The sequence below is a fragment of the Haematobacter genomosp. 1 genome (assembly GCF_002196855.1).
In the GTDB taxonomy this organism is placed as follows: Bacteria; Pseudomonadota; Alphaproteobacteria; order Rhodobacterales; family Rhodobacteraceae; genus Haematobacter.
On the sequence record NZ_NIPW01000014.1, the window covers coordinates 1 to 15,691 of the forward strand.

Genomic DNA, 15,691 nt, shown 5'->3' on the forward strand with positions numbered 1-15,691 from the left:
AGCAAACCCGGGGCGGTTCAGAACGCCACAACAAAAGAGAGGCGGTTGAAGAAGGAATACAGCCCTGATCTTCCCCCTTTCGAGAGCACCTTCTGAACCGAGAGCATACCCAAGGAGAGCCGTTAAAGGCGCGCTGGTGTGCCATGCAGCGTCCCGGTCTTCGCGATGGTTGCCGACACGCCCGAGGACCGGGAGGCATCCGTCCCACTTCCTTCTCGTAGCCCTGTTCCTTCCATACTGTTCACACTTTTCAACGAGGACAAGCGCATTATTCAGTATTTTTGCCCATCACTGAACGCTTGTATCGGATCCTCTATCATTCGCGATAAGAGACACTTATCGACAAAGAATAGCCTAACATCTTGTCGAGGTAAAAAGCAGGCGAGGAACGGCACTCGCCTGCTTCCCCACGGGGAAGATCATGACAGTTCGTCGAGCATCCTGGCCACGGCAGCCTGAAGCTTACGCCGATCCAGAGACGAGAAGTCCCGTGGGAGCTTGATCTCGAGCCGCCCGTTCGCCGCCATGCATTTCGCAACGCCAAGCCGCGAGGTTAGCTGAAAGGTGGTCTTCGCCCGACCCGCCGGCGCTTGTGTTGAAGTCGCCCGGCTGCTTGCCGGCACCTCGCCACCGTCGCCCCCCTCCCCTGCGATGCTGCGCAACACCTCCAGCTCATCGGACACGGAGCGGTTATCCCAGTTCTCCAGGCTGCTCCGAATCTGCGCGGCAAGCTCCGGCCGCTCATCCAGAACGGTAGCGAGCTTCAACCCCAGTGCCCTTGGAATATGGCGTGCGTGGATCAGGTCATCGCCCAGGCGAGACATGAGCCTGATGAACTGCCGTATATAGCTGCGCTTCTGGTAGCCAGCAGAGTGAAACAGCTCCGCAACTGCCTTGTCAGGGTCGGTCTCAGCTGTCCCCGGATCGGCCGCATAGTGGAGAGCGACCATCGCCATTTCAGCGAAGGAAATGTCCTTGCGAACAAGGTTCTCGTCGACCATGCGGCGGTACAGGCGCTCCAGTTCCTCTCCCTGGGCGGAGATGCCTGCGGGAATACGCCCCCAGCGTTCGCTGTCGCCCGTCTCTTTCAGCAGGCGTTTGAACGCCGTCCATCGCCGGTGACCCTGTATGAGTTCATAGCGCCCATCCCCCCGCCGCTCCACGCGGATCGGATTGGACAGGCCGATGTCGCGCAGAGAGGCAATCAGCTCCTCCAACTCCGGATCGTCTCCGCGCGCGCGGTCTCGCATCAGCTTCGTGGCATCGATCTCGTCGAGCGGGATGGTGTCGACGATCAACCCCAGCTTCTTCAGCCGGACATGCTCCTCCGCCAGCGCATCGTTTTCAGCCCGGATTTTTTCTTCGATCACCCGTCGCTCGCGAAGGGAGTCGGCGTTCTCGGTGATTGCCGCCGCCATGGGGGAGCGGCGCGTCCCTTCGCTCCTGTCAGCCTCCCCTGCCCCGGCCTTGTCCTTCCCCGCGGGGAAGCCCGGGCCGTCGTCATCGGGAAGCTCGATATCAAAGATGCGGCGCTTCTTCATTCCGCGTCCTCCAGTTTGTCCCAGGCGTTAAGGAAGCAGTCCTTGAATTCCTCGTAGGCGCGATCAAAGGACGTCCGAGCCCGGCGCCATGTTTCCCGCGTCATCGAACGATAATCTATTTCGTACACCGATGAGAGGAAGCGGCCGGATTGCTCCACCGCGCGCGTCATTTCGATCGGCTCCCGCGCGACGGTGTCTCCGAAAACCTTGCGGAACGCCTGGTACATGGCGCGATGCAGCTCGTTGTTCGGCTCGTAACGCGTCATGAGGAAGCGCAGGTCGAGAAAGGCCTTGGGAAGGCCGATCTTCCCCGCAGGGAAGGTGCCGTCGAAGCCGGTCGCCAGATCCGCCAGCGCTTCTGCCAGCTGCCCGATGAAAGACGTTGTGGAGTCATATTCCCAGTAGCCCGGCCCGGACGGGATATAGAGCACATCTGCCGCGAACACCGCGTTCATGGACTGATAGCCGATCGCCGGGGGGCAATCGAAGATGATGAGGTCGTAGGCCTCGTTCGGCAGGGCATCGAGATAGCGGGACACGGCGGCGAAGAAGGACCAGTCGGGGTTGAGGTGCCGGTACTGGGCGGAGGCGAACTCAACGAAGGCCGCGTTGGCACAGGAGGGGACGATGTCGATGGTGGGCCAGGCCGTCGGCTTGATGAAGTCGCCGATGCGGAGGTCGCCCATGCCGAGGTCGCGCACCGAAGGGGGCAACCGGCGCTGGGGCAGGGCGGTCCCGGACTCTGCGGCGCGAGGCGCGGCGTTCATCCGCTCCGTCTCATGGACGAGGTCGCGCGCGATGATACCCCAGACGGTCAGCTCCTCGCTCACGTCGTGCAGGCCCATGGAGTGGGTAAGCGTCGCCTGCGGATCGAAGTCGATGACCAGCACGCGGTAGCCATCGAGAGCGGCGGCATGCGCCATGTGCAGGGCGACGGTCGATTTACCCGCACCGCCCTTGAAGTTGGAGATGGCGACACGGATCGCCCGCTTGCGCACCGGCCGCCGCGGCATCAGCGAGGCGCGGTTCACCTTCATCTTGCGTCGCAGCTCATTGATCTCCGTCAGCGAGAACCAGCGCTGCCGGCCGTCCTCCTCAACTTCCCCGCCGGGAAGGTCGGGATCCTGGGCGAGCCTGCCGCGGAACGTTGACTGGTTGATGCGGAAGATCAGCTCCGACACCTCCCAGCTGGAGAAGCGGCGGAGCGTCTTCTCATGCTCGGGAGAGAAGGTCTGGCGGCGAATGTGCCCCTGCATCTTCAGCGACTGCGCCTGAAGGGCGGCCAGATCCTCATGAGTGAACATAGATGGCATCCATTCTTTGAACGTAAATTATCATCGCGATCAGAATTACGCGGGATTTGCCTGAACCGCAAAATATAAGTTACAATAACCAGAGGAATGGCGGAAAGTCGTTTTCCCCTTGCAACACTGGGCCTTTGCCGCGGGACACCGATTCGGCGCAGGACGGGCGAGGAGGTCTTCGACGGCACCCGGGACCGCGGGGCGAAGCCGATAACTGGGGGACAAAACCGGGGCGCCCGCTAGCAGTTGAGGGGACATAATCCCGCAATGGGGTGACATATAGTGTGTCCCCCAATACCAATGGAACCGATTTTGAATGCACGGCTGGCAGAGGATGGCGCGGCCGGAGCAAGAGCCTGCTTGACAGAATCGGGACATCCAACGCTAATGGCGTCAATCTGGCGAAAAGCGTTGGCAGTCACCGTCCGGAGGAGCAGAAGGACGCCGTTCCCACATCTCCGCCGATCAGCGTTGGCATCCGGCGTGACCACGCTGAAGGCGAAGGCGGGACAACCGTCGAAGGGGCAGAGCGATGTTGATCCGCAAGGCGGTAGGGCGCGGCAGCGCCACCTACAAGTATGACCTGCTCACCGTGCTGGGCACCTACGCCCTGTCGCAGGACAAGACGCTGCAGCGGCAGACGCTCCGCCTCATCTGCCTCATCACCGCCCGCTACAACTGGCAGGGCGATACGCTGTCGGTCGGCCAGGAGGAGATCGCGAGGCTCTGGTCCGTCGATCCCCGGACCGTCAAGCGCGAGATGGCGGCCTTCCGCGCGCGGGGCTGGCTGATCGAACGCCGGGCCGCGGCGCGGGGCCGGGTGGCGGTGCACGGGTTGGGCATCCGCAGGATACTCGAGGATACGCGCATGGTCTGGGAGCGCGTCGGGCCGGACCTCGTGCAGCGGCTGGACGGCGATGCCCAGCCGGGCGGGACGGAGGACCTCAAGGTCATCCCCTTTCCGCAGCCGGAGGGCCCGGAGGCGGGAAGCGCGGGACCGGTCTGGGGGGCGGTGGCGGAATTGCTTCGGGCCGAGGATGCCGGCCGCTACCGCGCGTGGTTCGCACCGCTCCATGCGGAGTGGCGGGGCCACGAACTGCTGCTGGAGGCGCCGAGCGATTTTCACGCGCGTTATATAGAGACGCATTTCCTCGCCCGGATCGAAGCCGCGCTGATGCGGGTCGCGCCGGGGGGGCGGGCGCTGATCCGTGCCATTCCGCGCTGACCGGGGACAGGCAATCGTCACCCGAGTGACATCTCTCTGACACGAAACGCTCATGCTTTGCCGTCAAGTTCCGCCGCGACAAACTGCGACGGCCCGGAGACAGCATGGCGGCGATCACGACCAACGGACTTTCACGACGCTTCGGGCGCACGCAGGCGCTGGATGGCGTCACGCTGGAGATCGGCACGGGCGAGATGGTCGCCCTGATCGGGGCCTCCGGCTCAGGCAAATCCACGCTGATCCGCCATGTCGCGGGGCTGGAACGGGCCGACGCCGGGCGGGTCGAGGTGCTGGGCCGCGCAGGGCAGGAGGGCGGCCGGATGCTGTCGCGCCCGGACGGGTCGATCGCAGTGCTGTTCCAGCAGTTCAATCTCGTCGGCCGCATGTCGGTGCTGATGAACGTGCTCATGGGCCATCTGGGCAGGGTGCCGCGGCTGCGCGGAACGCTGGGGCTGTTCACGGCGGAGGAGAAGGCGGCGGGGCTGGCCGCGCTGTCGCGCGTCGGCATCGGGCAGGTCGCGGGGCAGCGGGCCTCAACGCTTTCGGGCGGACAGCAGCAGCGGGCGGCCATCGCGCGCTGCCTTGTGCAGAAGGCGCGCATTCTGATTGCGGATGAGCCGATCTCGGCGCTGGACCCGGCCTCTGCCCGGCGGGTGATGGATGTGCTGGCCGATGTGAACGCGCGGGAGCGGATGACGGTGCTCGTCTCGCTCCATCAGGTGGAATATGCGCGGCGCTACTGCCGGCGGACCATCGCGATGCGCGATGGCCGCGTGGTCTATGACGGGCCGACGACCGCGCTCAACAACGACTTCCTGGCGGAGCTTTATGGAGCTGCCTCGGAGGAACTGGTTCTGCCGGAGGCGCCGCCCGTCGCGGCGGCCGCCCCGGTCCTTACTCTTGCATGAAACGGAGACCCCTCATGAAAGCCTTCCTGCAGGCCGCAGCGGCGCTGACGCTGAGCGCCGCCCTGACCGGCCCCGCGCTTGCCGCCGAGCCGATCAACTTCGGCATCATTTCCACCGAGAGCCAGCAGAACCTGCGCACGCAGTGGGAGCCCTTCCTTGCCGACATGGAGGCGCAGACCGGGCTGGAGGTGAAACCGTTCTTCGCCTCCGACTATGCCGGGATCATCGAGGGCATGCGCTTCGGCAAGGTCCAGATGGCGTGGTACGGCAACAAGTCGGCCATGGAGGCGGTGGACCGCGCGGATGGCGAGGTGTTCGTCCAGTCCGTCGCCGTGACGGGCGAGCCGGGCTACTGGTCGGTGGTCATCGTTCCCGCCGACAGCAAGATCCAGTCGCTGGACGATCTGCTCACCTGCGACAAGACCATGAATTTCGGACTGGGCGATCCGAACTCCACGTCGGGCTATCTGGTGCCGATGACCTTTGTCTTTGCGCAGCGCGGGATCGACCCCAAGACCTGTTTCCGCAACGTGACCAATGCCAACCACGAAAGCAACGCCATGGCGGTTGCCAACAAGCAGGTGGATGCGGCGGCCAACAACACGGAGAACATGGCGCTCATCAAGCAGAACCAGCCCGCGGCTTTCGCGAAGATCCGCGAGATCTGGCGCTCGCCGCTGATCCCTTCCGACCCGATCGTGTGGCGCAAGGACATGGATGCGGCGACCAAGGAGAAGGTGCGGACCTTCTTTCTGACCTACGGCACCGACAGGTCCACAGGCGATGTGGCACGGGAACGCGAAGTTCTTGCCGGGCTGAAATGGGCGCCCTTCCGCCCCTCCTCCGATGCGCAGTTGCTGCCGATCCGCGTCATGGAGCTGCAGAAATCCATCGTGCAGACCGAGGCGGACCAGAGCCTTTCAGCGGCCGACAAGGCGGCGAAGCTGGAGGATCTGCATGCCCGCAAGGCCAGGTATGAGGCCGAACTGGCCACCTCCGGCTGATGCAGGGTGCTGCCCGGGCCGACGGTGTGACATCGTGCGCACCGGCCCGGGCGGATCACGGGAAGCTGCGGGGCGGAACGTCGCTGCGGAGAAACCCTCGCGGCGGGTGCGATGCAGCAGGGTTTCCTCGTTCATCGCGCGCTCCGCATGAATGATGAGATCGAGGTTCGGAAGGTCGGGCCTGCGCGCAGCCGCGTCGGGCACCGGGCAGGCGCAGGTACGGCCATTGCGCATCGCTTGCCCTTCGGCAATCTGCCGGACAGCACCATGAACAGCGCGCCGGACAGCACGACGGCGGCGAAGCCGGGGTTCGGCAACCCTGTGACCAGCCGCGAGACGGCGGCACGGGTGTTGGCGAAAATGAGGGTTTCGGCATGGGGCAGGGGAGGGGACACTCTTCCCGGCTACCGGCTACCGGCTACCGGCTACCGGCTACCGGCTACCGGCTACCGGCTACCGGCTACCGGCTACCGGCTACCGGCTACCGGCTACCGGCTACCGGCTACCGGCTACCGGCAGCGCGGGACGGCTATGCGGGCACTGTGCCGTGCGTGAGGGCGGGGAGGCAACCGCGGGAACGGGTGCCGCCGGCACCGTCGCATTACGGCCGCAAGCCCCTCGGACCGGTCCGGTTCTGCGGGAGCGCTTCGGCACCATCGGCCCGTTCTCCGCGCCGCTCCCTTCGAACGGGGAGCAGCGGCCAGAGAGCAGGTCAGGCAACATGGCCCGACGACGGGCCCTATCTACGGAAGGACGAGATGCAAGACATCGCCACCCCCTCTCTCCCGGCTGAGGCTGCCGAGCCCCGCGCGATGCGCTGGCGCGGCTTTGCCCTTGCAGGAGGGTTCGCGCTTGCGCTCGCGCTGTCATGGCAGGCGGCGGAGATGGACCGCTGGACCTATCTGTTCACCGATGCGGGCAACATGGCGGAATATGCGAGGGGCTTCCTGCACCCGGACTTTTCCGCCTGGCGCTTTTATCTGGAGGAGATGGTCGTCACCATTCAGATCGCGCTCTGGGGGACGTTCCTCGCCGTGATCCTGTCGGTGCCCTTCGGCATTCTCTCGGCCCACAACATGGCGCCGTGGTGGGTGCTGCAGCCGGTCCGCCGGTTGATGGACCTGTTCCGCGCCATCCACGAGATCGTCTTTGCGGTGCTGTTCGTGGTGGCCGTGGGCCTTGGCCCGTTCGCGGGCGTGATGGCGCTGTTCGTCCATACCACGGGCGTGCTGGCCAAGCTGTTTTCCGAGGCGGTGGAGGCGATCGACCCCCGCCCGGTGGAGGCGATCCGCACCACGGGCGCCTCCCGCGTGCAGCAGATCGTGTTCGGGGTGATCCCGCAGGTGCTGCCGCTGTGGATTTCCTTTTCGCTCTACCGGCTGGAATCCAATATCCGCTCCGCCACGGTTCTGGGCATCATCGGGGCAGGGGGGATCGGGCAGGTGCTGTTCGAGGCGGTGCGCGGCTTCTACTATCCGCAGGCCTCGGCCATCCTGCTGATCGTGGTCATCACGGTATCGGTGATGGATCTTGCCTCCCAGAAGCTGCGGCAGATGTTCATCTGACATCGGCGGCGCAGGAAGGACAGCGCCCCGGATCGCTCCGGGGCGCGCGTTCATGTTCAGCGTGCCGCCAGCAGCTCCGGCACGGAGAGCAGGATGAACTCGTTATCCGCAGCGCGCCCGATCTCCCGCCCGCCGGAGAAGGGCAGGTTGTTGTCGTTGGCGACGAGGATATGCGTCTCGTCCACCCGCGCGACGTTCTCTATGGTGAAGAACGGGAAGGTGAACGGACCTTCGGCGGGCTTGTGGGCGGGGAGCGCCTTGCCCTCCGGGTCCGCGATGTCGAGCAGGTTCACATGGGCGACGCGGCGGATATAGCCCTGGTCATCCACGCTGGCGGTATCGACCAGAACGATGTTCTTCACCTTTGCGGGCTGCGGGTAGCAGGCGGACCAGTCGTCGGACCCCGGCGCGCAGGCGCGGGCGGCGTCGCCTTCGCCATTGTCGCGTTCGATGACCAGCGCGCGGGTGGCGTCGATGAAGTTGAAGTCCCCGATCGCGGTCGCACCTTCGGAGAGGCGGAAGCGGTAGCTGTCGCCCGTCCAGTCCCCGGCGGCGGTATCGAAGGTCATGACGCGGAGGAAGTCGCCCTCCGTCTTGCCGCCCTCCGCCAGCAGCGGCTTTTCGAGCATGGCCCAGAGCAGCCCTGTGCCGGGTTGCAGGCCCATCCCTTCATATCCGCCGGAGCGCTGCACCTGGAAGCCCTTGCCGGGTTCGGCGGGCACCGTCACGCCGGGGCTGTCCGGCCCGGAGAGCGTGGCCCCGTCGAGCTTCGTGCGGTGGACGGAGAGGATGCGGCCATCGGGGGCGACACGGAGCAGGGAGGGGCCGAATTCCTCGCCGATCCAGATGGTGCCGTCGTGAAACTGGATGCTCTCCGGGTCGAAATCCGCGCCGGTCAGGTAGCGGCTGTCGGTGCCTTCGTTGGCGATGCGGAAGGGCACCCTGCGGTCGGGATCGCGGAGAAACACCGTCTCCAGCCGCGTGACCTTGCCGGTGGCGAAATCGGGCGCGAGGCGGTGAAAGAACAGCATGGCGTCGGGGCTGTTGGCCTTGGTGCCGAAGCCGTTGTCGGTGAGCGTAAACCAGCTTCCGTCCGGCGCGCGGTTCATGGCGAGGCCGGACATGCCCTGCACCGACTGGCCGAGGAAGGGAAGGGAGAGGCCGGTCGGGTGGTTGCCGTAGGCCTTGCCGACATCGCCGGCCACGCTCATCGGTTGATCGTTCCGCGCGGGGCCGGTGAACTTGCCCGAAACCCACAGGTCGCGCGGCGCATCGGCAGGCGGGGCGATCAGCGTGAATGCGGGCAGCAGGGCATGACCCGCGAGCGTGGCGGGAAAGGTCTCTTCGGCGAAAGCAGGCGCCGCGAGGGCGGCGAGCGCGACGGCCATCGCCGTGGCGGTAGAGGGGCGCATTCAAGGAACTCCTTCATGGGGTTGTGCCGGGGCTCCTGCTAGCGGCTCCGCATGTCAGCGGGGCTGCGGAAACGTGGCGGAACGATGACGGTGGAATGCGGCCCGCGGGGAGGCGGCAAGCGCATGATCGGGAGTATGGGAAAGCGCAGGGGCAGATGGGCGGATGCGAGCCTGATCGACGCCAGCCTGATCGACGCGAGCCGGGGGAGGAGGGCGAGCCGGGGGAGGAGGGCGAGCCGGGGGAGGAGGGCGAGCGGGGGAGGCGGGCGAGCGGGGGAATTCCAGAGGCGCGCCTTGTCCGGTGCCGGTCGGGCCGGGCGCCGACGCGGCCCTGCACGCGGGCTCGTCTGTCGCTTGGAAACCGCGGTTGCTCCGACCCGTCCCTTGGCAGGCTGCTGAAAAAGCCCTGAAGTGTCAGGCCTATGTGCCGGAACCCTGAAAATCGGCCCGGAAACGGCTGGAAGTATATGGATTTTCGGCTGGATTTCGTCAGATGGCGAAGGATTTCCGCTTCACCACAGGCCAAAAAGCCTTTTTCAGCAGTCTGTTAAAGACCTTCTCCGGGCGGGGCGTCGGAGACGATGCCGCCCGGAGGGATTGGCGGATCAGTCCGCCAGATCGCCGAGGATGCGCACCGCGCCCTTGTCGGCGGAGGAGGCGAAGGCCGCATAGGCTTTCAGCGCGGTCGTCACGTTGCGCTTGCGCGGTTCGGCGGGTTTCCAGCCGCGCCGGTCCTGCTCCTCCCGGCGGCGGTCGAGTTCGGGCACGTCCACCATGAGGTCGATGGTGCGGTTCGGGATGTCGATGGCAATCGTGTCGCCGTCCCGGACGAGACCGATGGCACCGCCCTGCGCGGCCTCCGGCGAGGCGTGGCCGATGGAGAGGCCCGACGTGCCGCCGGAGAACCGCCCGTCGGTGATGAGCGCGCAGGATTTGCCGAGGCCGCGGGATTTCAGGTAGCTGGTGGGGTAGAGCATCTCCTGCATGCCGGGGCCGCCCTTCGGCCCTTCATAGCGGATGACGACCACGTCGCCTGCCTTCACCGCCCCGCCGAGGATGCCCTTCACCGCTGCGTCCTGACTTTCAAAGACCACTGCGGGGCCGGTGAATTTCAGGATGGATTCGTCCACCCCCGCCGTCTTCACGATGCAGCCGTCGAGCGCGATGTTGCCCTTCAGCACCGCCAGACCGCCGTCCTTGGAGAACGGGTGTTCCGCAGACCGGATGACGCCGTTCTCCCGGTCCAGGTCCAGGTCGTCCCAGCGGGAGGACTGGCTGAACGCCACCTGCGTCGGCACGCCGCCGGGCGCGGCCTTGAAGAAGGTGCGCACGGTTTCCGACTGGGTGCGGGAGATGTCCCAGCGGTCGATCGCCTCGCCCAGCGTGGGGGTGTGGACGGTGGGCGTGTCGCGGTGCAGAAGGCCCGCCGCCTCCAGCTGGCCGAGGATCGCCATGATGCCGCCCGCGCGGTGGACGTCCTCCATGTGCACGTCGTTCTTCGCGGGCGCGACCTTGGACAGGCAGGGGACGCGGCGCGACAGCCGGTCGATATCGGCCATGTCGAAGTCGATCCCGCCCTCATAGGCGGCGGCGAGGATGTGGAGCACGGTGTTGGTCGAGCCGCCCATGGCGATGTCGAGCGACATGGCATTCTCGAAGGCGCGCTTGTTGGCCACGTTGCGGGGCAGGATGGAGGCGTCGTCCTGCTCGTAATAGCGCTTGGCCAGATCGACGATCAGGTGGCCCGCTTCCACGAACAGCCGCTTGCGGTCGGCATGGGTGGCGAGCGTGGAGCCGTTGCCCGGCAGCGACAGGCCGAGCGCCTCCGTCAGACAGTTCATCGAATTCGCGGTGAACATGCCCGAGCACGACCCGCAGGTCGGGCAGGCGGAGCGTTCGATGACCTTCACATCCTCGTCCGACACCTTGTCGTCGGCGGCGGCGACCATGGCATCGACAAGGTCGAGCGCCACGGTCTTGCCGTGCAGGACGACCTTGCCCGCCTCCATCGGCCCGCCGGAGACGAAGACCGCCGGGATGTTGAGCCGCATGGCCGCGTTCAGCATGCCGGGGGTGATCTTGTCGCAGTTGGAGATGCAGACCATCGCATCGGCGCAATGGGCGTTGACCATGTATTCCACGCTGTCGGCGATGATCTCCCGCGAGGGCAGCGAGTAGAGCATCCCGTCATGGCCCATGGCGATGCCGTCATCGACCGCGATGGTGTTGAATTCCTTGGCGACGCCGCCCGCGGCCTCGATCTCGCGCGCGACGAGCTGGCCCAGATCCTTGAGGTGGACGTGGCCGGGCACGAACTGGGTGAAGGAGTTTACCACGGCGATGATCGGCTTGCCGAAATCGCCGTCCTTCATGCCGGTGGCGCGCCAGAGACCGCGGGCCCCTGCCATGTTGCGGCCGTGCGTGGTGGTGCGGGAACGATAGGCGGGCATGGGATCATCTTCCGTTTGGCTCTCCGGCGCCCGCGGGGGCGGAGCCGGATGAGATGTGTCTGGCTGGCACGGGCGGGCCCGCGCGCTGCTGAAATTGGTTCCTCCGTAGCAGGACGTGCTTACGCTTCCCGGCGCGGGTTTTGTAGCCCAATTTTTCGAGATATTGCGGCGGAGCGCCCGGAGGACAGGGATGCGGCGCATTCGGCACGGCGGGAGCGCAGTTTCCTGAGCGCGGAATGCAGGCGCCGGCGGGCCTCGACGACCGGGGATTCCGCGCCGCCGGAGCGGGGGCAAAGCCCCGAAAAAGCCGTCAATGACGCTTTTCATCGCAGGGCGTCCCCTGTAGGAAGGCGCCAAACCGCCAGCCAGGGACACCGCCCGCGCGCCAGCCGAGATCACATCCTGCGGGGGACGACGGCATGGCATCCAATCGGCAAGACGGACATCGCGGCTGGCAGATCGCGGCATTATGCGGCGCGACGGCATTGCTGCCGGCAGCCGCGATGGCACAGGAGGCGGCGGCGGTGGCGGCACAGGGGGCCGTGGGCCTGAGTCCGGTCGTCATCGACAGTCAGGCGGGCGGCGATGCCGTCACCTTCGCCCCGCGGCTGCAGGTGAGCGCCAACAAGATGGCGAGCGATGCGCTCGATACCTCCGCCTCCGTCTCGGTCGTGACGCAGAAGGAGATCGAAAGCCGCGGTGCCCAGACGCTGGAGCAGGTCGTCAGCTACACGGCGGGGGTGCTGGTCAACGAATGGGGCAGCGACGACCGATACGACTACATCCGTATCCGGGGGTTCGATCAGAACACGCTCCTGACCTTCCGCGACGGGCTGCCGACGCGCGGCTTCGGCTGGACCTTCGGGCGGCTGGAGCCCTATGGGCTGGAGCGGGTCGAGGTGCTGAAGGGGTCGAACTCTGCGCTGTTCGGGCTGTCCTCTCCCGGTGGGGTCATCAACTCCGTCACCAAGATGCCGCGCCCCTACAGGTTCGGGGAGGTCTATACCACGCTCGGCGACGACCATACGGAGGCGGGGTTCGACTTCGGCGATACGACTGCGGACAGGACGCTGAGCTACCGGCTGACCGGCAAGGCGCAGGAGGCGGAGGGCTACTACGACCACTCCCCCGATGACCGCCGCTATCTGGGTGCGGCGCTGACATGGGCGCCGACGGAGGCCACCTCGCTCACGCTGCTGGGCGACTACAACCGGCGGGACGGCTGGCCGGGGACGGGCTTTCCGAAGGGAACGGCGGACCGGCTGGGCTACAGGACGTTTCTGGGCGAGCCGGAGTTCAATACGTTCGACACGCGGCAGAAGAGCCTCGGCTATCTGCTGAGCCATGATTTCGGCGGCGGGCTCACCTTCCGGCAGAACGCGCGGTATTCGTGGCTCGATCTGGATTACCGGCAGGTCTATGGCGCCTCCACCGATCCCACGGCGGACCGGACCTCCTTCTTCGTGGGGAGCAAGGCCCGGCAGTTCGCCATCGACAACCAGCTTCAGTTCGACACGAGCTTCGGCAATGTGCGGGGCCGGACGCTGGCGGGGTACGAATACAGCTGGATCAGGGTGGATGAGCTGGCGCAGGTCGGCACCGCCGGGCCGCTCGACATCTTCGACATCGCGCATTGCGGGCGGGGCTGCGTGACGCTCGGCCCCTATATAGACTGGCGGCCGGAGCAGACGACCCACGCGCTCTATCTCCAGCAGGAACTGACCTTCGACGACCGCTGGATCCTGACCCTTGGCGGGCGCTACGACCGGACCGATGTGGATATCGACTATGGCGCCGCGGATTACCGTGGGCCGGGCCGGGCGGATCGCGACTTCAACGCCTTCACCAAGCGCGCGGGCCTGACCTACAGGGCGACGCCGGACCTGTCCTTCTACGCCAACTACTCGGAGAGCTTCGAGCCGGACCCCTGGGCGCCCGCGAGCGATCCGAAGGAGGGCAAGCAGTATGAGGCCGGTGTCAAATACCGCCCCCCCGGCACGGAGGCGCTGCTGACGGCCGCCGTCTTCGACCTGACCCAGACCAATGTCAGCGTGCAGGTGGACCCGGTGAACTACCGCCAGATCGGCAAGATCGGAGTGCGCGGGCTGGAGCTGGAGGCCAAGGGCGAGGTGATGGACAACCTCAACCTCACCTTCGCCTATGCCTATTGGGATGCGGAAATTCGCGAGGACGGCGTGCAGGGCAACCTGGGCAACCGGCCCGCGCGGGTGCCGCGGCATATCGGCGCGATCTGGGCCGACTACACCTTCCCCGGCACGGCGGCGCGCGGCGATGTGCGGATCGGCGGCGGCATGCGCTACATGGACGCCACCTATGGCGACGACGCCAATACGGTACGGGTCGGCGGCTATGCCGTGTTCGACGCGATGGCGAGCTATCGGCTGACGGAGGATGTGCTGCTTCAGGCCAATGTGTCGAACCTGTTCGACCGGCACTACCTTGTCACCGACTATTACGGCACCGAGTATTTCAGCGACGGGCGCACCGTGACCGCGACGCTGAAATACACCTGGTAACAGAGGAGACCCCCCATGCCGCTTTTCCCGGCCTTGCCCCGTTGCGCTCCCCGCCCCCTGTCACGGCGGAGGGTGCTTCTGGGCGCGGCCGGTGTGCTTGCGGCGCCCCAGGTGCTGCGGGCGGCGGGGGAGGGCGGGCTGCGCTTTCGCCACGCGATGGGGGAGATCGTGCTCCCCGCGCCCGCGCGGCGGGTTGTCTCGCTCGGCGCCAATACGCAGGACCCGCTGCTGGCGCTTGGCGTCGTGCCGGTGGCGATCCGGCGGTGGTATGGCGATTACAACTACGGCGTCTGGCCCTGGGCGCAGGACCGGCTGGGCGATGCGTCGCCCGTGGTGATCGGCGGCGAGATTTCCGCGGAGACGGTGGCAAGCCTCCGCCCGGACCTGATCGTCGGGATCGGCTCCGGCATGTCGGGGGATGAATACGCGCTGCTCTCGCAGATCGCCCCGGTGCTGATGCAGGCGGAGGGAACGACCGCCTATGGCACGTCATGGCAGGCGATGACGGAGGTTCTGGGCCGCGCCACGGGCCGGGAGGCGGAGGCCGGGCGGCTGGTGGCGGGGCTGGAGGCGGAGTTCGCTGCGATCCGCGCCCGTCACCCCGACTGGCAGGGCATGACCGCCGTTGCCGCCTGGCAGGACAGCGGCCAGACCGGAGCCTTCACCGCTGATGACACGCGGGCGCGCTTTCTGCGGGAGATCGGCTTCGGCCAGCCCGCGGGACTGCGGGAGCTTTCGGCCATCGACGGATTTTACACGACGATCTCCTCGGAGGATTTCACGCCGATCGACGCCGACCTGCTCGTCTGGATTTCCGATTTCGCCCGCGCGCCCGACATTGCGGCGCTGCCCATGCGCCGGACGATGCGCGCCTTCCGCGAGGGGCGGGAGATACTGGCCGATACCGTGCTGACGGGGGCACTGTCATTCGGCACGGTGCTGTCGCTGCCCTATGCGCTGCGCGAGATCGAGCCGGAGATCGTGCTGGCGGTGGATGGCGATCCGGCCACGGTGGTGCCTTCGGCGGCAAGAGCGGGGCTTGCCCCGTGAGGGGGGTCGTCTGGTCGGCGGCGCTTTTGCTGCTGGCGGCGGCGCTGTCGCTGGCGGTTGGCGTGCGGCCCATCGCGCCTTCGGTGTTTCTCGACCTGATCCGCGGCGGCTATGATCCGGCGAATGCCGATCACGTGGCGCTGGCGCTCGTCCGCGGGCCGCGGATCGCGGCGGCGGTGATCGCGGGCGGCGCGCTTGGCGTGGCCGGCACCGTGTTGCAGGCGATGACCCGCAACCCGCTGGCCGATCCGGGCCTTCTTGGCATCAACGCCGGGGCGGCGTTTGCCCTGCTCGGCGGCACGCTGCTGTTCGGCGGGATGGATCAGGCGACGGCGAGCGCGCTGACCTTTCCGGGCGCCGCGCTGGCGGCGGCGGCGGTCTTCCTGCTGGCGGGCGGATTGCATGGCGGCGCGGGGCCGATGCGGATGACGCTGGCGGGGGCTGCGCTGAACGCGCTGCTGCTGTCGCTCGTCACCGGGGTGGTGCTGATCCGGCAGGATGCGCTGGATGTCATGCGGTTCTGGGTGGCCGGTTCGCTGGCGCAGGCCCATGCCCGCCCGCTGGCCGCGATGGCGCTGGCGGGCGCGGGGGGTGCGGTGATCGCGCTGATGATCGCCCCGCGGATCGAGGCGCTGTCGCTCGGCGATGCCATGGCGCGGGGTCTTGGCGCGCGTCCGGGCCGGACGCAGGCCGCG

At 66.8% G+C, this 15,691-nt stretch carries 11 protein-coding genes; 7 read left to right on the forward strand and 4 right to left on the reverse strand.

What is annotated here, in order from left to right; translation table 11 throughout:
• Nucleotides 1-419: 419 nt before the first annotated feature.
• Together CDV49_RS09910 and CDV49_RS09915 are read right to left on the reverse strand one after the other, a co-directional pair.
• Entirely contained in the window at nt 420-1,541 is a 1,122-nt protein-coding gene (locus CDV49_RS09910; protein WP_088215382.1) for a ParB/RepB/Spo0J family partition protein, read from the reverse strand.
• Nucleotides 1,538-2,845 (reverse strand): AAA family ATPase, encoded by a 1,308-nt coding sequence (locus CDV49_RS09915; protein WP_088215383.1) that lies wholly within the window; start codon nt 2,843-2,845, stop codon nt 1,538-1,540. The genes CDV49_RS09910 and CDV49_RS09915 overlap by 4 nt, the downstream gene beginning before the upstream one ends.
• Nucleotides 2,846-3,377: 532 nt before the next feature.
• Between CDV49_RS09915 and CDV49_RS09920 the strand changes: the two genes are divergently transcribed.
• The 4 genes from CDV49_RS09920 (at nt 3,378) to phnE (ending at nt 7,547) form a co-directional block, all read left to right on the forward strand.
• Complete coding sequence (locus CDV49_RS09920; protein ID WP_088215384.1) at nt 3,378-4,070, forward strand: DnaA N-terminal domain-containing protein; 693 nt, start codon at nt 3,378-3,380, stop codon at nt 4,068-4,070.
• Between the two features lie 104 nt (nt 4,071-4,174).
• Nucleotides 4,175-4,978: a phosphonate ABC transporter ATP-binding protein gene (locus CDV49_RS09925; RefSeq protein ID WP_088215385.1), complete on the forward strand. Its 804-nt coding sequence runs from the start codon at nt 4,175-4,177 to the stop codon at nt 4,976-4,978.
• A 14-nt stretch (nt 4,979-4,992) separates the two neighbouring features.
• Nucleotides 4,993-5,982, forward strand: coding sequence for a phosphonate ABC transporter substrate-binding protein (gene phnD / locus CDV49_RS09930; protein WP_088215386.1), 990 nt, complete (start codon nt 4,993-4,995; stop codon nt 5,980-5,982).
• Between the two features lie 758 nt (nt 5,983-6,740).
• Nucleotides 6,741-7,547 carry a phosphonate ABC transporter, permease protein PhnE gene (phnE, locus tag CDV49_RS09940; protein WP_088215388.1) on the forward strand — a complete coding sequence of 269 codons (807 nt, stop codon included), beginning with the start codon at nt 6,741-6,743 and terminating at the stop codon, nt 7,545-7,547.
• Between the two features lie 56 nt (nt 7,548-7,603).
• On the opposite strand, the gene CDV49_RS09945 is transcribed toward phnE, so the two are convergent.
• On the reverse strand, nt 7,604-8,959 hold the full coding sequence (locus tag CDV49_RS09945; RefSeq protein ID WP_088215389.1) for an esterase-like activity of phytase family protein: 1,356 nt from the start codon (nt 8,957-8,959) through the stop codon (nt 7,604-7,606).
• A gap of 605 nt (nt 8,960-9,564) precedes the next feature.
• Nucleotides 9,565-11,409: a dihydroxy-acid dehydratase gene (gene ilvD, locus CDV49_RS09950; protein WP_088215390.1), complete on the reverse strand. Its 1,845-nt coding sequence runs from the start codon at nt 11,407-11,409 to the stop codon at nt 9,565-9,567.
• Nucleotides 11,410-11,828: 419 nt separating this feature from the next.
• Between ilvD and CDV49_RS09955 the strand changes: the two genes are divergently transcribed.
• From CDV49_RS09955 to CDV49_RS09965, 3 genes are all read left to right on the forward strand, one after another.
• A complete protein-coding gene (locus tag CDV49_RS09955) occupies nt 11,829-13,946 on the forward strand; it encodes a TonB-dependent siderophore receptor (protein ID WP_218821930.1) in 2,118 nt (705 codons plus the stop codon).
• 15 nt (nt 13,947-13,961) lie between these two features.
• A complete protein-coding gene (locus CDV49_RS09960) occupies nt 13,962-14,996 on the forward strand; it encodes an ABC transporter substrate-binding protein (RefSeq protein WP_088215392.1) in 1,035 nt (344 codons plus the stop codon).
• Nucleotides 14,993-15,691: iron chelate uptake ABC transporter family permease subunit (locus CDV49_RS09965; protein ID WP_088215393.1), on the forward strand; the 699-nt coding region annotated here is incomplete at its 3' end. The genes CDV49_RS09960 and CDV49_RS09965, both read left to right, overlap by 4 nt.